Source organism: Aquamicrobium soli (assembly GCF_042646345.1).
GTDB lineage: Bacteria > Pseudomonadota > Alphaproteobacteria > Rhizobiales > Rhizobiaceae > Mesorhizobium > Mesorhizobium soli_A.
The window spans coordinates 99,193-125,465 of sequence record NZ_JBHRTK010000031.1 but is presented as its reverse complement, the minus strand read 5'-3'; the positions used below and the strand labels follow the sequence as shown (position 1 = coordinate 125,465).

Sequence of the window (26,273 nt, the reverse complement as noted above, 5' to 3'; positions counted from 1 at the left end):
AGCGGCGATCTTGCGGCAGCTCGAAGGTGATCTCAAAGTGATTCACCTTCGCGTCTCAAATGCCTGTTTCGCCTAGCTTTTACGGATGGCGGCCTGTGCCGCCGCCAGCCGCGCGATCGGCACGCGGAAGGGCGAGCAGGACACGTAGTCGAGCCCGACTTCCTCGCAGAAGCGGATCGAGGCCGGGTCGCCGCCATGTTCGCCACAGATGCCGAGCTTTATGCCCGGGCGGGCCTTGCGCCCCTTGCCGGCGGCGATGCGCACCAGTTCGCCGACGCCCTCGACGTCGATGGACACGAACGGGTCCTGCTCGACGATGCCCTTTTGCCGGTACCCTTCGAGAAACGAGCCGGCGTCGTCGCGCGAAATGCCGAACGTCGTCTGGGTGAGGTCGTTGGTGCCAAAGGAGAAGAACTCGGCGGTCTCGGCAATGACGTCGGCGCGGATCGCCGCGCGCGGCAGCTCGATCATGGTGCCGACGAGATAATCGATGTGAACCCCGGTTTCGTCCATCACGCTTTTGGCGACCGCATCGATGCGCGCCTTGACGTAGTCGAACTCCTTCTCGATGCCGACCAGCGGCACCATGACTTCCGGCACCACCGGCGAGCCGGTCTCGCGGCCGGCCTCGACGGCGGCCTCGAAGATGGCGCGCGCCTGCATCTCGGCGATCTCGGGATAGGAGACGGCAAGCCGGCAGCCGCGATGGCCGAGCATCGGGTTGAACTCGTGCAGTTCATCGGTCCGCTGGCGCAGCTTGTCGGCCGGCACGTTGAGGACGCTGGCCACCTCGGCGATCTCCGCCTCTGTCTTGGGCAGGAACTCGTGCAGCGGCGGATCGAGCAGGCGGATCGTCACCGGCAGGCCGGCCATGATCTCGAACAGTTCGAGGAAGTCGGAGCGCTGCATCGGCAACAGCTTGGCCAGCGCCTTGCGCCGCCCGTCCTCGGTGTCGGCCAAAATCATCTCGCGCATGGCGACGATGCGGTCGCCCTCGAAGAACATGTGCTCGGTGCGGCAAAGGCCGATGCCTTCCGCGCCGAAGGAACGCGCCATGCGCGCATCCGCTGGGGTCTCGGCGTTGGTGCGCACCTTCATGCGGCGCGCGGCGTCCGCCCATTCCATGATGGCGGCGAAATCGCCCGACAGTTCCGGCTGCAGCATCGGCACCGCGCCCTTCAGCACCTGGCCGTTGGCGCCGTCGATGGTGATGATGTCGCCCTTGTTGAGGGTAACGCCGCGGGCCGTGACGGTGCCGGCCTTGTAGTCGACGCGCAGCGTGCCCGCGCCCGAGACGCAGGGCTTGCCCATGCCGCGCGCAACAACGGCGGCGTGGCTGGTCATGCCGCCGCGCGTCGTCAGGATGCCTTCGGAGGCGTGCATGCCGTGGATGTCCTCCGGGCTGGTCTCGATGCGGACCAGGATGGCCTTGCGGCCTTGCTTGGCCAGGTCCTCGGCCTCGTCTGAGGAAAACACGATCTCGCCGGTGGCCGCACCCGGCGACGCCGGCAGGCCCATGGCGATGACGTCGCGCGGGGCCTTCGGGTTGATGGTCGGGTGCAGCAACTGGTCGAGCGAGGCGGGGTCGATGCGCGCCACGGCCTCGGCCTGCGAAATCAGCCCGTCCTTGACCATGTCGACGGCAACCTTCAGCGCCGCCTTGGCGGTGCGCTTGCCGGAACGGGTCTGCAACATCCACAGCTTGCCGCGCTCGATGGTGAATTCGAGGTCCTGCATGTCGCGGTAATGCTCCTCGAGCTTCTTCGAAATCTGGACGAAGCTTTCGAAGGCGTCCGGCATCAGCTTTTGCAGCGACGGCTTGTCCGAGCCGGCGGCGATGCGCGCGGCCTCGGTGATGTTCTGCGGCGTGCGGATGCCCGCCACCACGTCTTCACCCTGTGCGTTGACCAGGAACTCGCCGTAAAGCGCCTTTTCGCCGGTGGAGGGGTTGCGGGTGAAGGCAACGCCGGTGGCCGAGGTCTCGCCCATGTTGCCGAACACCATGGCCTGCACGTTGACGGCCGTGCCCCAGCTTTCGGGAATGTCGTGCAGGCGCCGGTAGGTGATGGCGCGGGCGTTCATCCAGCTCGAAAACACCGCGCCGATGGCGCCCCACAGCTGCTCGGCCGGCGCCTGCGGGAACGGCTTGCCCAGTTCCTCCTCGACCTTGGCCTTGTAGAGCGCGATGACGTCGCGCCACTCGGCGGCGGTGAGTTCGGTGTCGAGCTCGTGGCCGAGATCGGCCTTGCGGTCCTCCAGGATTTCCTCGAACGCGTCGTGGGACACCCCCAGCACGACGTTCGAATACATCTGGATGAAACGGCGATAGCTGTCATAGGCGAAGCGTTCGTCGCCGGATTCGGCCGCGAGCGCCTTCACCGTCTCGTCGTTGAGGCCGAGGTTGAGCACGGTGTCCATCATGCCCGGCATCGAGGCGCGTGCGCCGGAGCGCACCGAAACCAGGAGCAGCTTCTGCGGGTCGCCGAGGCTGCGGCCGGTGATGCGGGCGATATGCTCGAGCGCCGCATCCACGTCGGCCTGCAGCGAGGCGGGATAGGACTTGCCGTTGGCGTAGTACCAGTTGCACACCTCGGTCGTGATCGTAAAACCGGGCGGCACGGGAAGGCCCAGGCTGCACATCTCAGCCAGGTTGGCGCCCTTTCCTCCAAGCAGGTTCTTGTCGGTCGCACGGCCCTCGGCCGCGCCGTCGCCGAAGGTGTAAATCCATTTCGTCATCGAGGCTCTCCCTGCATTCGGAGACGGAAATCGCCGACAAAACATATAGCCGGCGGCTAAGGCACCGTTGCGATAGGATGCTGCAATGCGAAACGCAAGGCTCGAAACCGACAGCCCGTGTCTACAATCGATTAAGGGGAATCACGGCTGGAAACACTTGTACACATGCGATCTTCGATCTAGAACATATCAAGAACACGAGGATCGATCATGAGACAGACAGGCAAATTCGACTACCTGGAAATGCCGGCGACGGGCGGCACGCTGGACAGGGTCAAGGCTTTCTACGCGACCGCTTTCTCTTGGACGTTCACCGACTACGGCCCGACCTACTCGGCCTTCGGCGAGGGCCTTGACGGCGGCTTCCAGGCCGACAGCGCCGAGGCCCCGCCACAGCCGCTGCCCGTGCTCTATTCGGAGAACCTGGAAGAAACGGTCGAGGCGGTGGAAAAAGCAGGCGGAACGATCGTGCGCCCGATCTTCCCGTTTCCCGGCGGACGACGCTTCCATTTCGTCGATCCGGCCGGCAACGAACTCGCCGTCTGGGGCGCCTAACGGCTTTTTTCCCGTCGCGGATCGGCCGCAGGGCGGCCAACGAACCCCAAACAGGCCGCCGGCAATTTGCGCGGGGCAAGCGGCATCAGGCGATTGTGCTTTGGGAAAGTGCCCAGTATAAGCGTGCGCGTTCGTGCGCTTCGCGTGCGTTTTTGGGGCGTCGCCAAGTGGTAAGGCAGCGGTTTTTGGTACCGCCATTCCCAGGTTCGAATCCTGGCGCCCCAGCCAGTATATCTCAAGTTATTGATTTCCTTGAGATATTTGTAGACTGCGAATCCTTTGCAAGTGACAGATGACCTCTGTGCCCAAAACTGAGGCACAGGGCTGAGGCACATTCCTGCTGCCAGCCCTTTCGAGCAGGGCATTCCGCGATGGCGGCAAGGCACGAGATTCAGAACCTGATCCGCAGAGGTAACGTCTTCTACTGGAGGCCTCGCATCCCTCGAAATTTCAACCGTACAACCGGCGGGCATATTTCATTGAGTCTGCGCCAGTCCGACCATATGAAGGCGAGGTACATGGCGCGGCGGCTCAACACACTGCTGCACGACCTGAGACTGAGACCGGAAGCTGCATTGACAACCAGAGACCAGCTCGAAGCACTCTTTCGCGCCGAAATTGAACGGATGGGCGAGCATCTCGACAATCTCCGGTTCGCCGCCCGCCGCGTCGGCTCCGACCCGATGCTATCGGTCCGGGCCGATATCGAAGTTGGCTGGGCTTACCGGCTAATCGAGATGTTCGGCACCATGCGAAAACTGAACTTCGAGCCGGACTGCCCTGGTCGGCAAATGCTCGAACGCTCCGGCATCCCGGAGCACAGCATCATGGTGATCGGGCAAACGTTCGTCCAAGAGCAAGAAGCCTGCCGACAGGCCCATTTCGAGCATGCGTTGCTCGTTGATATGAAACGACACGGTATTCCCGATACCCTGATCAACCGCGAACGGGCAACGGCCCAACTCATGCGCGCCAAGGCCGACATGCTTCTCGACGCTTCCTCTCGTTATCCGGAGGTGGAGGGCCAGAGCGTGTCCACACTGCTCGGCAGCGTAGATGTGAATGACGGGTACCTTGGCGATGCTGCCGGTCGCCAGAGGATCGAGGCTGCAACGGCAACATCCATTGGCGCTATATCGCAGCCCGACGTGACGGACGGAAAGCCAGCCGCGGATGCCACAACGAGCGAGAGACCGGGAGGACCGGAAAGCTCCATCGCCTCGCTGCCCACTACGGCCAACCCGAACGGCGCCGTTCCTAGCGGCATTCCCCTGCCCGTCCCCGAGTTCATGGATCGCTGCGAAAAGCTGATCAGGAGCAAGCGGAGTTGGGAGGACAAGACCGCGCAGGACGTGCGGGTAGTGGTGCACATGCTTGTTGGGATTCTGGAGGAGCATGGGGTCGAAGATTCTACGCAGATCACGCAGTTCCATGTCGGGCAACTGCGTGATCATTTCGACGAGATTCCCGTCCGCTACGGGCAAAGCGCCAGGATGCGAAAACTATCGACGCGAGAATTACGAGAGGCGGCGGCGAAACAGATGGAGATGGCAAAGGCGCGCGGACAGAAACCGCCGGCGATCGGCTTGGGAGCAAGCACTATCCGCAAGCACCTCGCCAATATCGCCGAATTCCTAAGATACCTGCGTGGCCGAGGCTATGCCGTCACCGAGCTTACTATGGACGGCATCCGCCCTAGTAAAAACAGATCGAGCGATCTCAGAACACTCACCGACAAGCCTGACGCCAACAGGCTCAGGCCACTCTTCCGGCTGCCAACGTTCACCGGATGCAGAGGCGCAGAGGATCAGGATAGTCCCGGTGACCAGATATTCCACAGCGCAAACTATTTTATGCCAATGCTCCTGGCCTATCTCGGACCGAGACGCAACGAGATCGCCGGCCTTGCTGTGAAAGACGTCGTCGAAACCTCGAATGGCTGGGCGCTCGATATCCGACCGAACCATTTACGCAGGATCAAGAATACCCAATCCATACGGATGCTCCCTGTACCCGATGAGGTACTCCGGCTGAAATTCGTGCCTTACGTCCAGGCTATCCGGGATCTTGGCTACCAGGCAGTGTTCCCGGAGCTTTTTCATCCGACCCGCACAAACGATCCTGGAGACCGATTTTACAAGGATTTCGTGCCGCTAGTTCGCGCTTCAGAGGAACTTGGCGACGTGCTGTGGAAGCGGGTACTGCATGCGTTGCGACACGGCCAAGCCGATGTTCTCAAACAAGCGGGCGTCAGCATCGAGATCATCGACGATGTCTCGGGGCGGCTCAGCAAAGGGGAAACCAGCACCCGCTATACGAATGCCGCCGGGTTGCCGCTCATACGTGAAATTCTCTCGAAGTATCCTGTCGTCACAGACCATCTCGAGCCGCAGCCACTTCAGCTTCTGCCTTGGATTGCTAAACGCCTGCCGCCGCCATGGGCAAACCTCTCAAAAGAGGAGCGGCTCGCACAGGCACGCTCCGTACGGCTCCAGAGAGCGGATGCCGAGCGGACGTAACACGCACGATAGTGTCCCACCGCGTGGTGTAGCTGGCGGCATTGGTCGCCGTGCTGTCCGGCATGGCCGGGCTGATCAGCGCGCCACTGCGGGCAGGCTGATGAGGGGATCATCGCTCAATTGGCCGACGCTTTCCAGCGTCATGTAACGGGCGCGCTGGACGGCCCATTCGTCGTTCTGTTCGAGCAGCAGCGCGCCGACAAGGCGGACGATCGCGTCGTCGTTGGGGAAGATGCCGACGACGTCGGTGCGGCGCTTGATCTCGCCATTGAGGCGTTCGATTGGATTCGTCGAGTGCAGCTTGGCCCGGTGCTCCTTCGGGAAGGTCATGTAGGCGAGCACGTCGGGTTCGGCGTCGTCGAGGATGGCGGCGAGTTTCGGCACCTTGGATCGGATCTGGTCGGCGACGGCACGCCACTGAGTGCTGGCGGCCTTGGGTGTCTCCTAGGCGAAGGCGGTGGCTATGAAGGCCGAGACGACGCGCCGGCCGCCCTTGCCGGCATGCGCCAGCACGTTCCGCATGAAGTGGACCCGGCAGCGTTGCCATGTCGCCGAGAGAACCTTGGTGACGGCGGCCTTGAGGCCCTCATGGGCATCGGAGACGACGAGCTTCACGCCGCGCAGGCCGCGGCGCGTCAGCTTGCGCAGGAACTCCGTCCAGATCGGCTCGGCCTCCGAGGTGCCTATCTCCATGCCCAGCACCTCGCGCCGGCCGTCGCTGTTGACACCGACCGCGATGATGACGGCGACGGAGACGATGCGGCCACCGCGACGGACCTTCAGGTAGGTGGCGTCGATCCACAGATACGGCCAGTCGCCTTCGATCGGTCGCTCGAGGAAGGCTTTCACCTTGCCGTCGATCTCTTCGCACAGCCGCGAGACCTGGCTCTTGGAGATGCCGCTCATCCCCATCGCCTTGACGAGATCGTCGACCGAGCGCGTCGAGATGCCCTGCACATAGGCCTCCTGGATGACCGCCGTCAGCGCCTTCTCGGCCATCCGGCGCGGCTCCAGGAAGCCCGGGAAGTAGGAGCCTTTCCTCAGCTTCGGGATGCGCGGCTCGACAGTGCCCGCGCGCGTCTCCCAGTCCCTGTCGCGGTAGCCATTGCGCTGGGCTGTCCGTAGCGGCGACTTCTCGCCCCAGGCGGCGCCGGTCGCGGCACCCACCTCCATCTCCATCAGCCGCTCGGCGGCGAAGCCGATCATCTCGCGCAGAAGATCGGCATCAGGCATCTTCTCCACGAGCGTGCGCAGGTTCATCATGTCGTCGGTCATCGGTGTTCCTTCCAGAAACGGTTGGCTTCGACAACCAGACCCTACCGGAAAGCGCCGATGACCACCGCGCTACCAGCTACACCACGTCTCGGGACGTCACCTGCGGGCCGCCTTGGTGGCAAGCTCGAAGCCCTCCTGAGGCGTCGCGGTCTTGAGCGTTGGAAGCCAGGTGTCAGCCATGCAATGTTCCTTTCCTGTTGTGTATTGCCTGTTTCAAGAATTTTCTTCGCGCGAAGCGGAAGCGGGCGAAAGCGTTTCCGGAAGCTCCGGGGCGAGAAAATCGGCGATCATTCCTCGCCTCCAGGCTTACTGCTGAAATGGACGTCGAATTTTCCAGGCACCCCGTTCCAATCGTCGGCATCCCCGGGCGGCTGCTTTTTGCGCGTGATATTCGGCCAAACCGACGCGAACTCATGGTTGAGCGCCAGCCAGGCAGGGGTAGCCGAGGGATCGGTGTCGGGGAAAATTGCTTCCGCTGGGCATTCGGGGACGCACACACCGCAGTCGATGCATTCGTCGGGATGAATGACGAGCATGTTTTCGCCTTCATAGAAGCAATCGACCGGGCATACTTCCACGCAATCGGTGTATTTGCATTTGATGCAATTGTCGGTGACGACATAGGTCATGGCGCGGTTGCCAGCGGATTTTTGAGGCCTCCAGGATAATCGGAAATCCGGCGGCTAAAAGATACATTAGAAACGCATATTTCTATGCAAATTGCGTACTGAGACAAAATGACCGCCGCCAACGTTGCGGGCCCGCTTCAAGCACGTCGTCAGAACATTGCGCCTGGAGCTTGAAGGGCTATGATACATACCAGATGTATCAATTGTCTTGATCGTCAGGAGGCTTCCAATGCCGAATGATCCCAACACCCCGGCCGCCAGTAAAGACCGCCCATTACCAAAATCAAGTTCGGCCGATATTGACGGCAACGCGGAGTGGGATGACGTTTCGGAGGCCTCTTGGGAATTGTTTCCCGCCAGCGCCCCTCCCGCGTGGATCAGCCGGGTACACGACGGCCTATCGACGGATCATGAGCAGGAACGTGTGGGCACGGCGGACGGCCAGGACAAATGACGATTTTGTTCATCATTATCCCCGCCCCGCCGAGTTTCATTGGGCCTTCGACCGCTCGACGCACCTTGTGTTCGCCAATGCCCAGTTGTGGGTCAGTCGATAATCCGAGGATAGGCCTCAGGGTCCTGTTTTGGAGGCGCCCGTCATGATGCGGGTGGACAGCATGTTGCCGGCGATCCGCCAGCGCCGGCTCGTTATTGGCCACGGCCAACAACTCACGGAGGCGGCAGCACTTCTGTCGGACGACGCACGCCACATGGCCGTCGTGTGCGATGCCGATGGCATGATGGTCGGTGTGGTCACGCGAACGGATATCGTGCGCCAGATTCAGCATTGCCAGGGATGCGCCTGCACAACCATGTGTGCAGACGTTATGACGAAAGAAGTCATCACTTGCAGGCCGGACCAGATGCTGGAAGACGTCTGGTCGACCATGAAGCAGAACAGGTTGCTCTGCGTCCCGGTCGTCGATGCCAAGCGCAGGCCGCTTGGACTTCTTTTTGCATCGGACGCTCTTGAGGCGCTGCTGTCGGAAGTCGAATACGAGGAAGAACTTCTTAGAGACTACGTCATGTGCGTCGGCTATCGCTGAGCCGTCCGCAACCTTACCCCTCAGCCGAAAGCTGAGATCCTGATCACGGCCAGGGCCGCGACGATCGCGGCACCAAAAGCCGTCCCGGTATTGATCATCAACAAAAGTGGCTTGAGGACGGGGCGATGAACATAGTCCTCGATGACGACCTGGGCGCCCAGCCGCATGTGAACGGCAAAATTAACGATGACGATGACCATGACCATCAGCACGGCCACGACCGGATTTGCGATCAAAAGGCGCGCGGACGCATAATCGGTGCCCGCCAGCTTCCAGAAAACGATCAGCAACCCCAGCACAAGCGGGAGGCCAAGGACAGAAGTCACGCGCTGCCTCCAGAACGTTTCCGTCCTGCTCCCAGCAGCACCAAGGCCGCGCGCGCGAGCTAAGCCTGAGCGCATCGATTTCCTGATGAACGCCCTCCGGTCCAAAACAGCACAATCCAGAACAGGCTTGCACAAAGTAACGAAGCGACGAGCGTCGCGCGGGTTAGATATTCACGCCACGGATAGGTGTGGGCGACCGCCAACCGGTGCTCGCCATACCGTATGCCCTTACGGAAGGGAGAAAGCCGCCGTCTCCGCATGAACCGCCATTGCGGATATATCAAACGAGCGCTGGGTGCGGGATATGAACCAAGCCATCCAAGGTCGCTTTTCTGGAATGGTGCCAGCCCGTCGCTACTGCGGCAGGAGTTCCTGGTAGGCGTGGCGTGCTGCAAGGTAACGCTCGAAGGGAAAGCGGGTCGACACCCCTTCGAGTGCCGCGGCAAACATATCGAGATGCGCCTCGAAGCCCGCACAGGCCTTGGCAATGTCTTCTTGTGCTGGCAGACGCACGGTCAGCGTCAACGCAGTGCCTTCACTGGCCGCAGCCAAGTCCCAGCGCAACGGTCGCTCCGGTTCTGTGCCGCTGCTCCAAGAATAGGCGATTAGCCGCGGCGGGTCGAACGCCAGCACGGTGCTGTCGATCACCACGCCGCTGTCGCCGAAATCGATGTGAACCCGGCCGCCTTCACGCAATTCAATTGAACCTGGCGCAAGCCACTGCACGAACTGTTGTGGTTCGGTCAGCATCCGCCAGACCGTTTCCCGGTCGTGTCCCACCCAGCGTTCAAGGCGCCCTTCCCAAGCCTCGGCGAGCCGCTGAATTCGCCCTGATACGACGGCTTCATCATTCATGGTATTTCTCCCTCGTCTCTTCTGGCAGTCACTGCGGGCGATTAGGTCTCAGCCATCATTTGATCGACGATACTTGCCAAAAACCCGGGCCAGTTCGCGTTCATGAAAATCCCTCGCCTCCGGACCTTCGGGATCACTCATAAAAAGCCCCAAGGCCTCGGCGACCATGAAGAAGCCGGGCGCGGGCATGTTGTGGCGTAAGCGCCCAACGCAAAGCGCCGCTAGAAGCGGGTCGCCTGCTTCGGCATCTTCGGCCATCGACTTTTCCAGCAAGCCTGTCAGTTGGTGAATGGTCTGCGGCGGCATTAAACCGAGGCGACCGGCAAGCTCCCTGTAGGTTACAAGTGTTCCGGTTCGGGCCTGTTCGACCAAAATCCGACGCAAACAGTCCATTAACTTGCCGACCTCATCGTTTGCTGGCTGTTGCGATAGCACTGTCTTCAGACTTCGGCTGCGACCGCAGGTGCACCTGCCTGGTCCTGGTCTTTTTGATGGTCATGTCCTGGCTGCATATTTTCTGTCTCTTCCTGATCGCGTGCTCCACGTCCCAACAAACCGCCGGGTCCCCGTTCAGGCAGCTTCTGTCCAATCACGAGCCCGAATGAGCGCGGGATTGTCCGCATGCCGGATCAGCATCTCTTCGACACGTGCCTGCCAGAGCGTCGCAAAGCGTGCCTGCTCCTCCTCGTCAGCCTGTCCGGCAATGGCTCGCGGAAGCAATGCCTGCATTTCGCCTCCGAACGGGACGACGCTCGTATCGAGGTCAAGGATCAGTCCGTGCCCGTTGTCGATCCGCCGAAGCGCCATAATGCCATCAAACGTCTCGTCGAAATGCAGGAGATCGCGGCGCACGAACCGGCCGCGTGCGCCAATGCCGCCAAAGCCAGTCTCCGGGGCAGCGCCCGTCAGGAGCGTGACGACGGAAGCGATAACCCCTGTCGTACCCTGGTCGCGTGGACCGTGCAGATATGCTTCAATAGCGCCGCGCTCGGGTATCTCGTTACCGTAGAGATGCTGGAGCCCACGCCTCACCGTCAGATAGGCTCCAGCGACTGTAGGGCAGGAGTGGCCGGCAAGCTTCACGGCGTCGGCATAGGTATAGGTGATCATGCCACTCTTCGAGACGCCGAGGAATTGCGCCAACGGATCACGCAGCGAAATCGTGGGCGCTTCAACAAAGAAGCCGGGAAATTCCATCGCTTTCTCCGTCACGTAAAGCCGCGACGACCCCAGCGGCGGCAGGCCGGAGCATCGCAAAGTAATATGCATTTCTAATACGTATTAAGATAGCCGACAATGGGGGCACGATGTCACAAGCAAGAGGAACGGTTCCTCACCGCCCATCGTACCGGTGGCGCGAGCATATTCTTCTTTCAGCTGATATCGGCCGTTTCAAATATCTCGCGCAGGGAAACAGCCGTGACGACCAAATGGCTGGTGCACAAGGACGCGGTGGAAGGCGTGGACTACGATCTTGCCGAACTTATCCGCGTTTGGACCGCGACCAATGATGAGGATCGCCGCATCATTGAGGAAAACGCCCGCGGCATTCGCTCTCCCGCCTATCGGCCGGGGCCCTATTCGAAGGTGCATGAAGCTGGCGTCATGCAGTTCGTGCAGTGGTACGCCGATTTCATCGGGCCAAGGCTGGCAGAAGGCGACGACTCCGTATCCACCTTGAAGGACGCGGCCTGAGAGGCATTGCCATGAACGCGGCGGTCGGCCTCTACAAACCACTCGACGAGATGGCGCCCTGGGACGCCACGCGCCAGGTGCTCGAGGTCATCGGCATCGTTGACGAGGCGCCCGGTGTAAAAACCTTCCGCTTCCGCTCGGATAACCAGACCTGGTTCCGCTACAAGCCGGGCCAGTTCATAACGCTGGAGCTTCCCGTCGAGGGAGGCTCCCTGCCGCGCACCTATACCTTGTCGTCGTCACCGTCGCGGCCGTTTTCCATCGCCGTGACCGCCAAGCTGCAAGAAGACAGCATCGGCACGCGCTGGATGTTCGATCACCTGAAGGCGGGCGATCTGGTCAGGGCCTGCGGCCCGGCCGGCATGTTTTCGCTGCACAACTATCCGGCGGCGAAATACCTTTTCATCTCGGCCGGTTCGGGCATAACGCCGATGATGTCGATGCTGCGCTGGCTGAACGACTGTTCGCCGCAGACCGACGTAGCCTTCGTCCACAGCGCTCGGCGGCCGGAAGAGATCATCTTTCGCAGGGAACTGGAGTTGCTCAGCGCGCGCATGCCCAGCCTGTCGCTCGGCTTCACGGTCAGCCAACGGTCGAGCCGCGAAGGCTGGTTCGGCCATACGGGCCACATCGACACCGCCCGTTTGCCGCTGCTCGCCCCGGATTTCCGCGAGAGGAAGATTTTTTGTTGCGGCCCCGAACCGTTCATGCGGGCCATACGCGAAATCCTGGCTCTGGCCGGTTTTGACATGGATCGTTTTCATCTGGAAAGTTTCGTCACCGCGCCGGCGACGACGGTGGCGCAGAACCCGATTGAAGCTTTACGGCCACCCCCCGCAGACATGCCCGCAGAGGCGGGAATGCCGATCCGTTTCTCCTCGTCCGAGGTCGACGCGCCATGCATCGCGGGGCAAACCGTGCTGCAAACGGCCCGCGCGACCGGCGTACATATCCCCTCCGTATGCGAAATGGGCCTTTGCGGCACCTGCAAGGTGAAGAAGATTTCAGGCGAAGTAGAGATGCACCACAATGGCGGCATTCTCGAACATGAGATCGCCGAGGGCTACATCCTCGCCTGCTGCTCCAAGCCGCTCTCGGCGCTTGAAATCGAAGCCTAAGCTACTCGCAACACCGACAGGAGTTTCCGTCTATATAAGCCGATAAGCCTCCAAGATCTCACGCCTTACGCGTTCATCTGCGAAACATGGGCTTCACAACCGGATCGTTTCATTCTCGATCCAACCCATCAAATGTAGGGACTAAACATCCAGGACAACGTTTCACCATCATCAATCCGGAAATAGCCCATTCTGCGACATACGGTTGCGACGCTACCTTCCGCCCTTGCCCATCCTACCAATGAGGGGTCGAATGTTGGATAGGCCACTTTTGGACAGATCGGCAGAATCGACCGTGCGACGAGGTTGATCACGAATCTCAAGCTGCGGTTCTCCGCGTCAGGATGTATCCTGCGGCACCGGACAGCACCAGCGCCTGGAAGCCGATGATGGCGGGCTCCACGGCAAGGACGAGAGAGACAGCCAGCGAAAGCGCCATGAAGAGTACACTCGCCCGTTTGCCCTTGCGGCTGATGGCTCGGTTGGCGCGCCAGTCGCGGATTGCCTTGCCGAAAGCCGGGTTGCGCAACAGCCAGCCATGTAGGGCAGGCGACGATCTGGCAAAGCAGAAAGCCGCGAGCAGCACGAACGGCGTGGTGGGCAGCAGTGGCACCACCACGCCCAGCCCGCCCAGCGCCAGACTTGTCAAACCTGAAATCAGCCAGATGAAGCGCATACGGTCTTTGTCGTTACACCCTTGCTCAGGCTCGGCTTTCCGTGGCGGCGAAGCGCGGAAACAGGACGTTGTTCTCGAGGTGGATATGCTCCATCAGGTCTTCTGCGAGTTGGGCGGTGCCGACATAAAGCGCCTGCCAGGAACGGCAGGCACCCTCCGGCAACGTAAAATCGTCGGTCAAGCTTTCAAGCAGGCGAAGCTGTGTCGCCTGCCCGTCATGCTCGTGACGCAACTCGTCTATCGCGATGTCAAGCTTGCCGACGCCTTGTTGCCGCATCGCGGGAAACAGCGTTTGCTCCTCTGTAGCCATGTGCTCCTCCAGGTCGCTGTGCATCTGCCGCAGCGCATCGGAAAGACCGGCGGGTACCTTCGGGTGCTCACGATGCACGGCTTCGACTTTCCGCGAAAGGACAATGAGCTCCGGCAGCGCACGGCGATGGGCTTCGTGATAACGGGTCTGGATATGGTCGATCAGCTCGTCACTTTCCATGGCAGCCGGTGCAGCGGCAGGATTGACGTGATCCAACGCTTCCAGCGCCAGTATCAGTTCGTCCGCGTCGGCGCCGCGTCTCTGCGCCGCGCCGTCGAGGGTGAGGTCACCATTACAGCAGAAATCGATCTTGAATTTACGGAAGACACTGGTGGCTCCCGGCAGCGTCGCGGCGATGTCGCCGACAGTACGTTCCCACAATTTCTGTCCTGTGATCTCGGTGCTCATGACAAAACTCCATGTTCAACGTCGGTAGCGGGGAGCCGGCACGACCATTTCAGGTCGCGCCGGCCGGTGCGGCGGCGCTCACGAGCGGCACGACCTTGGCATGGCCGCGCGCTTCAAGGGAGCTTAGGAACCGCCGCACAAAAAACAGCGTCACCAGAAGCAGGCCGGGATAGCCAACTCCGCCCATGACATAAGGGATCAGGGCGCTACCTTCCTGTACGGTGGCCAGGTTGAAGGACAGCAAGCCAAGCGTGATGAGGGCGCCAAAAACCCACATGCCGAGTAGCCAGATGCCGGTTTCCCAACCGGTCAGATGCCTGCTCCAGCCGGAGAGTGCCGGAACCTGCACAGCATCGCCGGCGGCCGAGGGTTCGCGCAGGCCAAGCGTGATCAGATCGTAGACGATCAGGTAGACACCCGCGGCGAAGACGAGACCGAACAGCGGCACCATCGCCTTGGTGAACAGCATGGCCGGACCGACATCGCCGCCGAACCAGTCCAGTCCGAGCGTACGGTAGACGAACACCTGGATCGTGCCGCCGATGGCGAAGGCGAAGCCGAGCCCCAGCATGCCGGTGAAGACCAGCCAGAAGGCGAGCTTTCCGGGCCGCTGGTCGAAATTCGTCACACCGCGCATGATCGGCACGGCATAATAGGCGGCCGCCAGGCCGAGCATCCCGAAGGTGCCGAACAGGGCCAGATGCGCATGGCTTGCCGTCACCCAGGTGCCGTGCGACCACACATTGGTCAGCGCGAACGTCATGGTGAAGCCAAGAATGCCGGCGCCCACCTGTTCCAGCACCACCGATCCCAGCAGAAAGGCGAAGGCCGGCATGTTGGGGATCGGCTTGCTGTCCTGATGGGCGTCGAGATAGATGTGCCAGAAGCAGAAGATCAGCGGCAGCGGCTCCAGCGCGCTGAACAGCGAGCCCCAGAACTGCCAGAACTCCGGCGTGCCGATCCAGAAATAGTGGTGGGCGTTGCCGATCAGGCCCGACAGCCACACCAGCGAGATACCCCAGAACACGGCATAGCCGACCGATTTCACGTCGGCCTTGAACAGAAGCACCAGCAGGAAGCCGACCAGCGAGATGTGGATGACCTCCCACACGCCTTCGACCCAGTAATGAACGACGTACCAGCGGAAATATTCCTGGAGGTCTAGGCGCTCGACGAAGAACATGCCGAACACCCATACCAGCGTCAGCGCCAGGACGCCGAGGCCAAGCCCCCAGTGAATCTCGTTCCATTGCTTCAGCGGCGGGAAGGTGCGCAGCACCACGTAGCAGAGGATAGCGAAACCGATCAGGATGACCACATCGGCGATGCGGCCGGCCTCCAGATATTCCAGCCCTTCCTGGAACATGGGCTGGCCCATCCACCAGCCGGCAATGCCCTGCTGCGCCAGCAACTGGGTGGCGAGGTTCCATGCCACTACCGCCAGAAGAGCGTAAAACAGGAACTTGATCATCCACGGCGCCGCCAGTTCGCGCTTCGACAAGAGCGGACCGACAAACAGGATCGTGCCGATGAAGCCGCACAGGATCCAGAAGATCGCCAGATTGAGATGCTGAGTGCGGATGACGTTGAAGTTCAGCGTTCCGGCAAGCAGCGTCGGGTCGAGATGCTGGGCCGAAAGCAGAAGGCCGAGGGCTGTCTGGAAGAAGAACAACACCAGCATGACCATGAAGAAGCGCAGGGAAAGGCGCTGGGTCCTGTATTCGATCCTGAACATGGTTCAGTTCTCCCCAAGGCTGCGGATATAGGCGACGACATCGGCGATCTGCTCTGCATCGAGCAGTTCGGCGAAGGACGGCATGACGCCGGCCTCATAGCCCTCGACGACCTGGGCGTCGGGCTTCAGGATCTTTTCGGTGAGATAGGCGTCGTCGGCGACTACGCTGGAACCGTCGGCAAGTGTCACGGTCGAGCCGTAAAGGCCGCCCCAGCCGGGGCCGACGAGCTTTTCCTTCGTCGGCGCATGGCAGGCGGTACAGCCGTTCTCCTCGGCCAGTTCGGCACCATGCTCGGTCGCCGATACCGGCGCCACAGCCGTCGTTTCAGCCGGCGCGAGTGCAGCCTTTTGCACTGTGGCTGGGATCGGCGTTGCCTGCGGGAACGTCAGCCCGTCGACCTTCGGCACGGGTGGCCAGCCTTCGGTGTTCATCGCAGATGTGTATTTGAGGAAGGCGATCAGTTGCTGCACTTCTTGCCGGCTGAGCGGCAGGTTCGGCATATGGGACGTCTGCCCGCCGCGCCGTGCGACGCGCTCGGCAGCGGCTGGATATTTTTCCAGATAGGCTTCAATCGTATCGGCACCGGCCTCGGCGGCGACGGCCTTGTCCTGCAATTGCAGCTTCACCGCACCGTTGGTCGGCCAACTCCCCGCCGACGGGAGAAAAGCCGCGAGCCAGGCCGGCCCGGCATGGTCGTAAAGCTTGGTCAGGTCCGGCCCGAAATAGGCGCCGTTGCCGACGATGGTGTGGCAGCCCATGCAATTGTAGGCTTGGAACACGCGCTTTCCGGCAACGGCGTCGACGTCGACGTAATCGACTGCGGAAGGAACCGCCTGTCCGCGAGAATCGAGGAAAGAGACGGCCGACAACGCGACGAAAATGAGCGCCATCAGACCAAGTACAGCGAGCGCACGCCGACGCTTCACACCCTCGTAGCAAAGTTCGCCCGGCTTGCAGCTCATGCCACGTCCTCCTTGCAACCGGTCTCGCCACAGCCGCAGGCCGCCGAGATTTTCTCCCGCTCCAGCGTGTCGTGCTCGAACAGCGTGCGCAGGCTGTCGAGGAAGGCATAAAAGACGTAGACGGCGAGAACGAACCCCACGATGAAGTATGCCAGCCACATGGTCCGCGATTCCGGCCAGTAGCCGAAATCACGCCAATAGGGCCATGACAGCGCGAGGCTCGCGCCACTGGCCACAATCGCTACCGATAGCCGGATAATGCGCTGTACGGACATCTCCCCCTCCACATGGAAGTTGCCCGGCGTGCTGGACGGCGCTGCGATGCAATCCAGATTGCCGGATGCACATTTCCCACCGCGCATGTCAAAATGGACAAGCGCTCCCGAAATAGGTATTTACGATGTCAATTCATAGCCGCGTTAATTAGTATTGTAAATGCCAATTAAAGGAATCCTATGCGACTTGCAGCCTTCACCGATTATGGCCTGCGGGTCCTGATGCGGCTTGCCGGCACGCCGGATCAGCCGTTGACCACTGCCGGGATCGCCGAAGAGTTCCACATCCCCTACAATCACCTCACCAAGGTCGTGAACGATCTCGCCCGCAATGGTTTCGTTACGACCCAGCGCGGTGCCGGCGGTGGCATAAGGCTGGCGCGGCCGGCCGAGACGATCACACTGGGCGAAGTCGTGCGCTGCCTGGAAGACCGTTACGACATGGTGGAATGTTTCCGGGCCGACGGCGGCGCCTGCCTGCTAAACCCGTTATGTCGATTGAAGCCGCAACTGGTTGCCGCGCGTGAAGCCTTCCTTACCGAACTCGCCAGGACCAGCATCGCTGATTGCGCTTACCCCGGACTAGCGCCCGGCAAAGCTGCCGCGCCCACCACGCTGAAAGCCAACTAGGGCCAGAACCCAATTGTACACCTTTTTGGACATTGCTCGCGCCATTCAGTCGGAATCGGCGATGCTGGATGCCGTTGCCTCTGGCAAAGAACGTTTCCAGTTCCTGCTTTGGCAATCCGCCGAGCCTTGTCTTGTCGTCCCGCGCAGGATGACGAACCTGGCGAACTTCGCAGAGGCCAGCATCGGCGCGCTGAACCGAGGATATCCGGTTTCGGTGCGCGAGACGGGAGGTGGAGCCGTTATCCAAGCTTCAGGTACGGTCAACGTCTCGATCGCGTTCACCATGCCCATGACAATGGATGACCGCATCGGACACGCCTACAAGTTCCTGTGCGAGCCGGTCATGCAGTTTCTGCGCCAACAAGGGGCCGATCCAGCCTACGGCACCATTGAAGGCGCGATGTGCGACGGAGCCTACAATATCGTGGTCAATCAACGAAAGCTCGCTGGGACGGCGCAACGCTGGCGCCGGGCCAGGGCGAATGATGAACACTACGCAGTGCTCGCTCATCTGGTCCTGTCGGTCGATACCGATCATGCGAGCACCTGTCGCGTCGTCAATGAATTTCACGCTGCGGTCGGTGTTGCCACGAATGTCAGGCCAGAAAGCCATATAAACTGGACCGAAATAGCTTCGCCGGTCGGGCTGGATGCCGCAATCACGAGGGTCTATCTTGAGGCCTCCGCAGCGATCATGTCAAAACCACTGTGAACACCGAAAGCGAGGGATTTGAATTCCCAGCGGTAGCTTGCCGATCGTCGCGTGTGGCACACCTCGGGCTGTTACTGTTCCCGTCGCGCGAGGCGCTAGGCGCGCCTTCCACGTCGCCCGTCGATAGCACATCGTAGATCGCCTGAGGTCCCCTTGGAACGGGAGTATCCCCTCCGTCGAGTGCCGGCCGGGCGAGGGATTCTTCTAGCTGACGTTCAACGATATCGACGTCAAGCCCAACGGAGGGCAGGCCCTAGGATGGGGACCTGATCAACCTATTGTCATAATTGGCTGATTCTTCGTGTAATTGGGTTTTGCACGGAGGAGTTTACGATGAGCGAGCTATTTTGGCTTTCAGACGCGGCCTAGGCGGCTCTGGAGCCGCATTTGCCAAAGAACCAGCCCGGCGCACGACGCGTCGACGACAGGCGGATAATCTCCGGCATTCTTCATGTGTTGAAGGTCGGATGCCGCTGGCGTGACGTTCCAGTCGAATATGGACCGGCCAAGACCGTCTACAACCGTTACCATCGCTGGTCGCAACGGCGCATCTGGCATCGCATCTTCGAAAAGATGGCGGCATCTGGCCCAGTGCCGGAAGAGCTTTCCATCGACAGCACCCACGTCAAGGCACATCGCTCTGCACAAGGCTCAAAAGGGGGGCGTGGGCCCAGGCGATTGGCACGTCGCGTGGCGGAAGAACAAGCAAAATCCATTGTCTGGCCGATGATCGCGGCAGACCGGTCGCTATCGTCCTGACGCCCGGAAACGTCGCAGATATAAAGATGGCAATTCCTCTGCTGGAGGCCGTGCGACCAGCGCGCAGGTTGCTGGCCGACAAGGCTTATGATGCCGACAGCCTACGGCAATGGCTGGCAGGGGCCAAAATCAAGGCGGTGATACCCTCTTCTGCCGCTCGCAAAACACCATATCCCCTGGACCGAAAAGCCTACCGAAGGCGAAACGTCATCGAACGGCTCTTCTGCAGACTCAAGAACTGGAGAAGGATCGCAACACGTTACGATCGCCTGGCTACAAATTACCTGTCTGCCGTCGCACTCGTCGCAGTTCTAATCGCCTGGATATGAACGAGTCCCCATCCTAGACGACGCCGTATTGCTGTCCGGTATTTTGCGCTGTAATATGCATCTACAATACATATTTAGAAGCATCAGGCACGAGGGCGCGAACATGCCAAGGGCTGCAGGTTCACCCAACCCAACCGGGAAAGAAATGGCGGCGGGAAAGCCGTCTGAAAACGAAGATTGGGACGACGTTTCGGAGGCATCCTGGGAATCCTTTCCAGCCAGCGATCCGCCTGCCTGGATAAACCGTCCGCGCCGCGACCCGAAAGCCAGAAGCCGTGCGACTTTGGACACAGGCTCACCCCACGAAACCTAGAACTGCAGAAAAACAGGAACCACTGCCATCACCCGTGGAGAAACACCCTTGCAACCGACCATCCTGCAAAAATACGGTGAGGCGCGGCTGCCACGCTATACCAGCTATCCGACAGCTCCGCATTTCTCACCCTCGATAGGCGCTGGCGACTATGCCGGGTGGCTGTCGAACCTGCCTGCAAACGAGCCAACCTCGCTCTATCTCCACATCCCATTCTGCCGCGCCATGTGCTGGTATTGCGGCTGCCACACCACCATCACCGCCCGCGACCAGCCAATCGTCGATTATCTCGGCATGCTGCGCAAAGAAATCCGCATGGTCGCAGCGAAGACCGCGCAACCGCTATCCGTCGAAAAGGTGCATTTCGGCGGCGGCACGCCGACCATCGTTGAGCCGGCGGATTTCATTGCACTGGTCGATCTGATGCGCGAGCGCTTCGATTTCACCCCGACGGCGGAACTGGCGGTCGAGATCGATCCGCGCACGCTGACCATCGAGATGGCCGGAGCGCTGGCCGGCGCCGGCATCGGTCGCGCAAGCCTCGGCGTACAAAGTTTCGATCCGATCGTGCAAAAGGCGGTCAACCGTATCCAGAGCGAGGAGCAGACCTTCGAGACCGTGACGCAATTGCGCGAATACGGGGTCACTCGAGTTAATTTCGACCTGATTTACGGGTTGCCACACCAAACCATCCGCTCCTGCGTCGACACAGCTCAGGTGGCGGCAGCTATGCGCCCCGACCGGCTGGCCGTGTTCGGCTATGCCCATATACCGTCCTTCAAGAAGCATCAGCGCATGATTGACGAAGCGGCCCTTCCCGACGGCGTGGCTCGCAGCGAGCAGGCACAGGCTATCACGGAAACGCTCGTCGCCGCCGGCTATCGCCAGATCGGTCTGGACCACTTTGCGCTTCCCGATGACGATCTCACGCTGGCGCAAGCCACCGGAAAGCTGCGGCGCAATTTCCAGGGCTACACGACAGACGATTGCCAGACGCTGATCGGTTTCGGCGCTTCGGCCATCGGCCGCACGGCGCATGGCTATGTGCAAAACGAGGTGCCGCTCGGCCGTTACGCCGAACAGATCGATACCGGCTGCTTCGCCACTACCAAAGGGTACCTGCTAACAGCCGAGGACCGACTGCGCGCGGACATCATCGAGCGCCTGATGTGTGACCTTCAGGCCGACGTTGCGGCAATCTGCGTCAGGCACGGCTTCGACCTCGCAACCGTCCTGAATGCTAACGACCAACTCGAGGCCCTGGAGCGGGACGGCGTGCTGGAGATCGCCAATGGCGTAATCCGCCTCTGCGGCGGCCATCGTTTCCTGGTGCGTGCCGCCGCTGCGGCGTTCGACGCCTATCTGAGCGCCTCACCGCGGACCCACGGAAAAGCGGCCTGACCGGGCCAGTCATTGAGGCCTCGTTTGAGCCGGCGCAAACGATCGATAAATAGACCGGCTATGATGATGCGTGCTGACCAGCGGAGCTGACTATGAAACATACCGATCCTTACCAGAACCCCGATGGGTCGAGGCTTCTCACCGACATGGCAATCGTTGCAAGACTGACGGCCGAGATCAAGGAAGCGCCATTGGATTGCGAGTGCAAACCCAAGCTCGATGAAACACTGGCGCACTTCACCGTGCTTGAGCGCCAGCGCACCATACACAAGCATCTTCTTGACGCCCGCCATTGCCGCGAGCAGATCGAGACAATGATTTACTACCTGAACGATCTGGATGAGTTGGGACCGACGGAGCAGGACCGCAGCGTCTACGTGGATATCGCGCTTCTGTTCGACGATATCGCCAGGATCGCTCACGAAGGCGCCTATTCGATGCGACAGATTTCCGAGGCCACAGGGCGTGGCGACCCGACGACGTAACCCGGTTGTCCAAGTCGGTTCCCCGTCACCAATCTGTGCGTGACATCGGGAGGAGAATATGTGCGGCTATGATTGCCGTTCTCGATCGGAGGGCGAAATGCCTATGCCCACGAAAAAGATTGAACCTCGCCTGCTACATCTGATGGCCTGTCATCCGACGCTGGTCCATACCATCCTGCATGCGGCCTAGCCGAATGCGCTGCAGAGGGCGCAACGAGCTACCGCGAGCTCTCGTTGTTTTGCCGCGCACGGCAAGGTCTTCGACGTATCGGCGACAGGACATAGAGCCCACGCTTACACAGCCGCCCCCCCGCCCCAGCGCGTCATGCAGTGGCCGGGATCGATGCCCGCCCATTGCACGAGCCGAGCCGCTATCTCGCGCACCAGATCGTCGATGGTAGCCGGCCGGGCGTAGAACGGCGGCACGGGCGGGGCAATGACGGCGCCCAACCGGGCCAGCCGCAACATGGCTTCGAGATGACCCTCATGCAGCGGTGCCTCACGCGGCGCCACCACCAACCGGCGCTTTTCCTTCAGCACCACATCGGCGGCCCTGGTCACCAGATTGTCGCCTAGCCCATGCGCCATAGCGGCCAGGCTGCGCATCGAGCACGGCACCACGATCATGCCCGAGGTGCGGAACGAGCCGCTGGCGATGGGTGCGGCCAGATTGCGTGGCGAATGGGCATGTGTGGCCGCTTCGTTCAATCGGGCCAGGCCTTCGCGACCCAATTCATGGGCAATCGTCATTCGCGCACCGGCCGTTACCACAAGATGCGTCTCGACGCCGGCTACGCGGAGTTGGCGCAGGGTTTCCAGCGCCAATGCCGAGCCCGAAGCTCCGGTAACGCCGACGATCAAGCGCACCGCCGTCATGGTGCGTTCCCCTGTTTTGACGGAAAGAATTCCCACCACCGCTCGGCGACCCGTTCCGTAATCGCGACATCCATTGCCAGCTTGACGCCCCATTCCCGATTGGTTTCGGCACCGATCTTGCAGGTGGCGTCGAGGCCCATCTTGCCGCCCAGCCCTTCCAGAGGCGAGGCGAAATCGAGCGGATCGATGGGTGTCCGCTCCACCAGAAGCAGGTCACGCGAAGGGTCCATGCGGGTGGAGAGCGCCCACATCACATCGTCCCATGCGCGGATATCGATATCGTCATCTACCACGACGATCGTCTTGGTCATCGAGAACTGCGGCAGCAGCGACCAGAAACCCATCATCACGCGCCGCGCCTGTCCGGCATATCTCTTGGCGATGGCAATCACGGCGATCCGGTAGGAGCAGGCCTCCGGCGGCATCCAGACGTCCACGACCTCGGGAATCGCCTGTCGCAGCAATGGTTTGAATACCTCGAGCAGCGCGGCGCCAAGTACGGACGGTTCGTCCGGCGCGCGGCCGGTGAATGTGGTGAGATAGCTCGCACCATCGCGCAGGCAAAGCCGCTTCAGCCTGAAAACCGGATAGTGCTCGGGCGCATTGTAATAGCCGGTATGGTCGCCGAAAGGCCCCTCGAGCGCGGTCTCCGTTGGCGAGACCGTGCCCTCCAGCACGATCTCGGCGCTCGCCGGCACATGCAGCGGTATGGTCGCGCAGGCGGCGACAGCCGCTCGGCGCTCGCCGAGCATGCCGGCCAGTGCCAGTTCCGACACGCCCTCCGGAGCCGGCATGACGGCGCCGAGCAGCGTCGCAGGGTCTGCGCCGATCACCACTGCCACCGGCATCTCCTCTCTCCGTTCCCGCCACAGCCGATGGTGGGCTGCGCCACCTCGCATCGGCAACCAGCGCAGAATGGCGCGATCATGGTCGATGACCTGCATGCGATAGATACCGAGATTGTAGGCAGACGGATCGTCCAGACCCGGCGGGCGGGTAACGACCACCGGCCAGGTAATCAGCGGCCCGGCGTCACCGGGCCAACAGGTCTGCACCGGCAACAACGAGAAATCCGGATCTGCCTCCCGCCAGTCCCAAGGCGGGGCGACTTTCTTTGGCCGCGCCCGCAACGCACTGCAGGCCGCCGGCAGCAGCGTGCGCGCCTGGCCCAGATTTTGAGGCGGCCGCGGCGAGCGCATGAACGCCAGCATCTCACCCAGTCCCGCGAGGCCCCCGACATCGGTGCCAAGCCCCCAGGCGACCCGCCTTGCGGTTCCGAACAGATTTGCCACCACAGGCATCCGGGCTGAATTGCCGTCCCGATCAAGCGCCCTCGTAAAGTGCAGGGCCGGGCCGTCGCCGAGAATCACCCGGCGATGAAGTTCAGTAGCCTCCAGATGCATGGAGACCGGCGCAGCAATGGTTTCGAGCTCATCACGTTCCGCCAGATAGGCAAGGAAGGCGCCAAGGGTCGCAAAAGGAGGAAGAGTGCGCTGGTGCATGAAGGTGTCCCTGACCACGGACACCGCCCATATCATTCAGCGCCAAATCCGGTGTTGCGCCCGGTCAAAGAAGGCGGCGGGACACCCAACTCTTAAACTTCAGCTGTCACACTCCGCATCCCGAATTTTTACAGGGCTCGCGTTGCCGGCATGAATCGAAAAAGCCGGCATTGGGACAGAAGGCCATGATGGTGTCTGCCTCGTTCTGCTCCAGCAGGAACCGACACTGCTTCTGCCTGTGGCAAACGAGGCAGGTATTGCGTGCCTGTGCAATGGCTGTACCGGCCGCCTTGCGAGCGGCAAAAACAGGATCTACCCCGGTACGCTCCATTACAAGATCGAACTGGCCGAACTGACGCCAGACCTGATCTGTCAGCGGCCAGCGTCGTGCATCGCAAGACATGACTGCCTCCCTGTGCGGGGCCGGATATTGTGCCGCGAGTGTAGATTATGACTGGGCAAGCTGCGATGTGCCCGTTGGCCGCAACTGCCGACGGCGCTCACCAGCGTCGATTTTGTTTGATCCAGCGCAAGACACTTTGGCGGCATCCTGATTACGGTGTGCTCATCCTGCCGCACTCCGGAGGAGCCGATGGCGCTCGACCCCAATGAAGACGCAAGTTTGCCCGAGCCGATCCGACGCTTCCTGCCGGCTTTTTCCGGCCAGCCGCTCGGCCCGCTGCTGACTCAGGCGCTACGGTCTCTCGCTCGGCGGCGGCCGGAGACCTTCGAGCGGCTCGGCGAATTCGGGAAGGCGCGCTTCCTTATCGATCCGACCGACCTGCCCTTTGCCTTCCATGTGGTGCCGGACGGGCACGCCGCCCTGGTGCGCGCCACAGGCAAAAGCGGCCCTTCGCCTTCCGATGTCGTCATCCGCGGCCCGATCCTGCTTTTGCTCGGCATCCTTGACGGTACGCTGGACGGTGATGCGCTGTTCTTCCACCGCGCCATCTCCGTCAGCGGCCGCACCGAGGCGGTGGTGGCGTTGCGCAACGCCATAGAGGATGCCGAATTGCGGCCCTCCGATCTGCTCGGTCTTAAAGGTGCGGTCGCACGGTTCGCCGATTCGGGCATATTGGGCGGGCTGTCGCTCGTCCGCCAGATTGCTACCGGCGCCCATCGCCGTGAAAGGACGCAACCATGACGACCAGCGGCAGGATGGAACTCGTCTGCCCCGCCGGCACGCCTTCGGCCCTGCGGGCCGCCGTGCAGGCGGGGGCCGATTCGGTCTATTGCGGTTTCCGCGACGAAACCAACGCACGCAATTTCCCCGGTCTCAATTTCTCGCCGCAGGAACTGGCCGAGGGCGCCCGCTTTGCCCACGCCCATGGCTCAAAGGTGCTGGTCGCCATCAATACCTTCGCGCGCGCCGGTGATACCGATCCCTGGCGCCGGGCCGCCGATACGGCCGCATCCTGCGGGGCCGATGCGGTGATCGCCGCCGATATCGCCGTGCTCGATCACATGGCCACCCAACATCCGGAAACCCGCCTGCACCTGTCGGTACAGGCCGCGGCCGCGACGCCGGAATCGATCGGCTTCTATGCCGATGCCTTCAATGTGCGCCGGGTGGTGCTGCCGCGCGTGCTCTCGGTACAGGAAATCGCCGCCCTCAACCGCGCCATCGCGGTGGAGACCGAGGCTTTCGTGTTCGGCGGCTTGTGCGTAATGATCGAGGGTCGCTGCTACCTCTCCTCCTACGCCGCCGGGCGCTCGCCCAATCTCAACGGCGTCTGCTCGCCACCGGAAAGGGTGAGCTATGACGAAGATCGCGAAGGCACCGCAGCGCGGCTCGCCGGCTTTACCATCGACCGCTATGCGCCGGGCGAGCCTGCCGGCTATCCGACCTTATGCAAGGGCAGGTTCAAGGCCGGAGACAAGGCCGGCTACCTGTTCGAGGACCCGGTCAGCCTCAATGCCGGCGGCATGATCGTGGCGTTCAAGGCCGCCGGCGTGACCGCCCTCAAGATCGAGGGACGTCAGCGCGGCAAGGGCTACGTCACCGAGGTGGTACGCGCCTTCAGAAAGGCAGTCGACGCTGCCGAACAGGGCGAGGACGCGACCGAAATCGACAACATCCTCGCCGGCCTATCGGAAGGCGGGCGCCAGACCACCGGCGCCTACCGAAAGACCTGGAGATAAACC

The 26,273-nt window shown here is 61.6% G+C and carries 27 protein-coding genes, 1 tRNA gene and 2 pseudogenes; 14 read left to right on the top strand and 16 right to left on the bottom strand.

Annotation, left to right across the window (positions count from 1 at the left end; genetic code table 11):
- Nucleotides 1-72 precede the first annotated feature (72 nt).
- Entirely contained in the window at nucleotides 73-2,736 is a 2,664-nt protein-coding gene (ppdK, locus tag ACFOHJ_RS22740) for a pyruvate, phosphate dikinase (RefSeq protein WP_378225093.1), read from the bottom strand.
- A 210-nt stretch (nucleotides 2,737-2,946) separates the two neighbouring features.
- Between ppdK and ACFOHJ_RS22735 the strand changes: the two genes are divergently transcribed.
- The 3 genes from ACFOHJ_RS22735 (at nucleotide 2,947) to ACFOHJ_RS22725 (ending at nucleotide 5,810) form a co-directional block, all read left to right on the top strand.
- On the top strand, nucleotides 2,947-3,291 hold the full coding sequence (locus tag ACFOHJ_RS22735) for a VOC family protein (protein ID WP_378225091.1): 345 nt from the start codon (nucleotides 2,947-2,949) through the stop codon (nucleotides 3,289-3,291).
- A gap of 153 nt (nucleotides 3,292-3,444) precedes the next feature.
- Nucleotides 3,445-3,519 (top strand) — tRNA-Gln (locus ACFOHJ_RS22730).
- Between the two features lie 143 nt (nucleotides 3,520-3,662).
- Nucleotides 3,663-5,810, top strand: coding sequence for a DUF6538 domain-containing protein (locus tag ACFOHJ_RS22725; RefSeq protein ID WP_378225089.1), 2,148 nt, complete (start codon nucleotides 3,663-3,665; stop codon nucleotides 5,808-5,810).
- A gap of 75 nt (nucleotides 5,811-5,885) precedes the next feature.
- Here the strand turns inward: ACFOHJ_RS22725 and ACFOHJ_RS22720 are convergent.
- From ACFOHJ_RS22720 to fdxA, 3 genes and pseudogenes are all read right to left on the bottom strand, one after another.
- Nucleotides 5,886-7,085 (bottom strand): annotated as a pseudogene (locus ACFOHJ_RS22720) (IS256 family transposase).
- Nucleotides 7,086-7,181: 96 nt separating this feature from the next.
- Entirely contained in the window at nucleotides 7,182-7,265 is an 84-nt protein-coding gene (locus ACFOHJ_RS22715; protein WP_378225355.1) for a hexameric tyrosine-coordinated heme protein, read from the bottom strand.
- 107 nt (nucleotides 7,266-7,372) lie between these two features.
- Nucleotides 7,373-7,714: a ferredoxin FdxA gene (gene fdxA, locus ACFOHJ_RS22710; RefSeq protein ID WP_378225087.1), complete on the bottom strand. Its 342-nt coding sequence runs from the start codon at nucleotides 7,712-7,714 to the stop codon at nucleotides 7,373-7,375.
- Nucleotides 7,715-7,943: 229 nt separating this feature from the next.
- On the opposite strand from fdxA, the gene ACFOHJ_RS22705 reads away from it, so the two are divergent.
- Together ACFOHJ_RS22705 and ACFOHJ_RS22700 are read left to right on the top strand one after the other, a co-directional pair.
- Nucleotides 7,944-8,168 carry a hypothetical protein gene (locus ACFOHJ_RS22705; protein ID WP_378225086.1) on the top strand — a complete coding sequence of 75 codons (225 nt, stop codon included), beginning with the start codon at nucleotides 7,944-7,946 and terminating at the stop codon, nucleotides 8,166-8,168.
- Between the two features lie 145 nt (nucleotides 8,169-8,313).
- The gene (locus ACFOHJ_RS22700; RefSeq protein ID WP_378225084.1) at nucleotides 8,314-8,760 is read left to right on the top strand and encodes a CBS domain-containing protein; all 447 of its coding nucleotides are present in this window, start codon (nucleotides 8,314-8,316) and stop codon (nucleotides 8,758-8,760) included.
- A 20-nt stretch (nucleotides 8,761-8,780) separates the two neighbouring features.
- Here ACFOHJ_RS22700 and sdhD read toward each other — a convergent pair whose 3' ends face one another.
- From sdhD to ACFOHJ_RS22680, 4 genes are all read right to left on the bottom strand, one after another.
- Entirely contained in the window at nucleotides 8,781-9,161 is a 381-nt protein-coding gene (sdhD, locus tag ACFOHJ_RS22695) for a succinate dehydrogenase, hydrophobic membrane anchor protein (RefSeq protein ID WP_378225083.1), read from the bottom strand.
- Between the two features lie 279 nt (nucleotides 9,162-9,440).
- Nucleotides 9,441-9,941: an SRPBCC family protein gene (locus tag ACFOHJ_RS22690; protein WP_378225081.1), complete on the bottom strand. Its 501-nt coding sequence runs from the start codon at nucleotides 9,939-9,941 to the stop codon at nucleotides 9,441-9,443.
- A 48-nt stretch (nucleotides 9,942-9,989) separates the two neighbouring features.
- Nucleotides 9,990-10,199, bottom strand: coding sequence for a hypothetical protein (locus tag ACFOHJ_RS22685; protein WP_378225079.1), 210 nt, complete (start codon nucleotides 10,197-10,199; stop codon nucleotides 9,990-9,992).
- 312 nt (nucleotides 10,200-10,511) lie between these two features.
- The gene (locus ACFOHJ_RS22680) at nucleotides 10,512-11,138 is read right to left on the bottom strand and encodes a hypothetical protein (RefSeq protein ID WP_378225077.1); all 627 of its coding nucleotides are present in this window, start codon (nucleotides 11,136-11,138) and stop codon (nucleotides 10,512-10,514) included.
- Between the two features lie 201 nt (nucleotides 11,139-11,339).
- Here ACFOHJ_RS22680 and ACFOHJ_RS22675 point away from each other — a divergent pair.
- Nucleotides 11,340-11,636: pseudogene (locus ACFOHJ_RS22675) on the top strand (SRPBCC family protein); the annotation flags it as partial.
- An 11-nt stretch (nucleotides 11,637-11,647) separates the two neighbouring features.
- Nucleotides 11,648-12,754 carry a 2Fe-2S iron-sulfur cluster-binding protein gene (locus ACFOHJ_RS22670; RefSeq protein WP_378225075.1) on the top strand — a complete coding sequence of 369 codons (1,107 nt, stop codon included), beginning with the start codon at nucleotides 11,648-11,650 and terminating at the stop codon, nucleotides 12,752-12,754.
- A gap of 319 nt (nucleotides 12,755-13,073) precedes the next feature.
- On the opposite strand, the gene ACFOHJ_RS22665 is transcribed toward ACFOHJ_RS22670, so the two are convergent.
- Genes ACFOHJ_RS22665 through ACFOHJ_RS22645 form a run of 5 tightly spaced genes read right to left on the bottom strand, consistent with a single transcriptional unit; the run spans nucleotide 13,074 to nucleotide 17,121 of the window.
- Complete coding sequence (locus ACFOHJ_RS22665) at nucleotides 13,074-13,430, bottom strand: YbaN family protein (protein ID WP_378225073.1); 357 nt, start codon at nucleotides 13,428-13,430, stop codon at nucleotides 13,074-13,076.
- A gap of 25 nt (nucleotides 13,431-13,455) precedes the next feature.
- Nucleotides 13,456-14,148, bottom strand: a complete 693-nt coding sequence (gene ric, locus ACFOHJ_RS22660) for an iron-sulfur cluster repair di-iron protein (RefSeq protein ID WP_378225072.1) — start codon at nucleotides 14,146-14,148, stop codon at nucleotides 13,456-13,458.
- A 49-nt stretch (nucleotides 14,149-14,197) separates the two neighbouring features.
- Nucleotides 14,198-15,883, bottom strand: a complete 1,686-nt coding sequence (locus ACFOHJ_RS22655; protein WP_378225070.1) for a cbb3-type cytochrome c oxidase subunit I — start codon at nucleotides 15,881-15,883, stop codon at nucleotides 14,198-14,200.
- Between the two features lie 3 nt (nucleotides 15,884-15,886).
- The gene (locus tag ACFOHJ_RS22650) at nucleotides 15,887-16,846 is read right to left on the bottom strand and encodes a c-type cytochrome (protein WP_378225068.1); all 960 of its coding nucleotides are present in this window, start codon (nucleotides 16,844-16,846) and stop codon (nucleotides 15,887-15,889) included.
- A complete protein-coding gene (locus ACFOHJ_RS22645; RefSeq protein WP_378225066.1) occupies nucleotides 16,843-17,121 on the bottom strand; it encodes a hypothetical protein in 279 nt (92 codons plus the stop codon). Before ACFOHJ_RS22645 ends, ACFOHJ_RS22650 begins: the two co-directional genes overlap by 4 nt.
- Nucleotides 17,122-17,301: 180 nt before the next feature.
- Between ACFOHJ_RS22645 and ACFOHJ_RS22640 the strand changes: the two genes are divergently transcribed.
- From ACFOHJ_RS22640 to ACFOHJ_RS22620, 5 genes are all read left to right on the top strand, one after another.
- A complete protein-coding gene (locus ACFOHJ_RS22640) occupies nucleotides 17,302-17,751 on the top strand; it encodes an RrF2 family transcriptional regulator (RefSeq protein WP_378225065.1) in 450 nt (149 codons plus the stop codon).
- A 13-nt stretch (nucleotides 17,752-17,764) separates the two neighbouring features.
- Nucleotides 17,765-18,463, top strand: coding sequence for a lipoyl protein ligase domain-containing protein (locus ACFOHJ_RS22635; RefSeq protein WP_378225063.1), 699 nt, complete (start codon nucleotides 17,765-17,767; stop codon nucleotides 18,461-18,463).
- Nucleotides 18,464-18,838: 375 nt separating this feature from the next.
- Nucleotides 18,839-19,551, top strand: a protein-coding gene (locus ACFOHJ_RS22630) for an IS5 family transposase (RefSeq protein WP_378225353.1) whose coding sequence is annotated in 2 segments (ribosomal slippage) — nucleotides 18,839-19,132 and nucleotides 19,135-19,551 — 711 coding nt in all. Because the reading frame shifts where the segments join, the coding sequence is not laid out codon by codon here.
- A gap of 361 nt (nucleotides 19,552-19,912) precedes the next feature.
- Entirely contained in the window at nucleotides 19,913-21,265 is a 1,353-nt protein-coding gene (hemN, locus tag ACFOHJ_RS22625; protein ID WP_378225061.1) for an oxygen-independent coproporphyrinogen III oxidase, read from the top strand.
- Between the two features lie 92 nt (nucleotides 21,266-21,357).
- Entirely contained in the window at nucleotides 21,358-21,750 is a 393-nt protein-coding gene (locus ACFOHJ_RS22620) for a hypothetical protein (RefSeq protein WP_378225059.1), read from the top strand.
- A 294-nt stretch (nucleotides 21,751-22,044) separates the two neighbouring features.
- Here the strand turns inward: ACFOHJ_RS22620 and ACFOHJ_RS22615 are convergent, their stop codons facing one another.
- The 3 genes from ACFOHJ_RS22615 to ACFOHJ_RS22605 all read right to left on the bottom strand — a co-directional run bounded on the left by ACFOHJ_RS22615 (nucleotide 22,045) and on the right by ACFOHJ_RS22605 (nucleotide 24,531).
- A complete protein-coding gene (locus ACFOHJ_RS22615) occupies nucleotides 22,045-22,626 on the bottom strand; it encodes a UbiX family flavin prenyltransferase (protein WP_378225058.1) in 582 nt (193 codons plus the stop codon).
- The gene (locus ACFOHJ_RS22610) at nucleotides 22,623-24,128 is read right to left on the bottom strand and encodes a UbiD family decarboxylase (RefSeq protein WP_378225055.1); all 1,506 of its coding nucleotides are present in this window, start codon (nucleotides 24,126-24,128) and stop codon (nucleotides 22,623-22,625) included. Before ACFOHJ_RS22610 ends, ACFOHJ_RS22615 begins: the two co-directional genes overlap by 4 nt.
- 106 nt (nucleotides 24,129-24,234) lie before the next feature.
- Nucleotides 24,235-24,531, bottom strand: a complete 297-nt coding sequence (locus ACFOHJ_RS22605) for a DUF6455 family protein (RefSeq protein WP_378225053.1) — start codon at nucleotides 24,529-24,531, stop codon at nucleotides 24,235-24,237.
- 189 nt (nucleotides 24,532-24,720) lie between these two features.
- Here ACFOHJ_RS22605 and ubiT point away from each other — a divergent pair, with 189 nt between their 5' ends.
- Entirely contained in the window at nucleotides 24,721-25,272 is a 552-nt protein-coding gene (gene ubiT, locus ACFOHJ_RS22600) for a ubiquinone anaerobic biosynthesis accessory factor UbiT (protein ID WP_378225052.1), read from the top strand.
- A gap of 14 nt (nucleotides 25,273-25,286) precedes the next feature.
- Nucleotides 25,287-26,270 carry a ubiquinone anaerobic biosynthesis protein UbiU gene (ubiU, locus tag ACFOHJ_RS22595; protein ID WP_449224171.1) on the top strand — a complete coding sequence of 328 codons (984 nt, stop codon included), beginning with the start codon at nucleotides 25,287-25,289 and terminating at the stop codon, nucleotides 26,268-26,270.
- The last annotated feature ends 3 nt before the right edge of the window (nucleotides 26,271-26,273 follow it).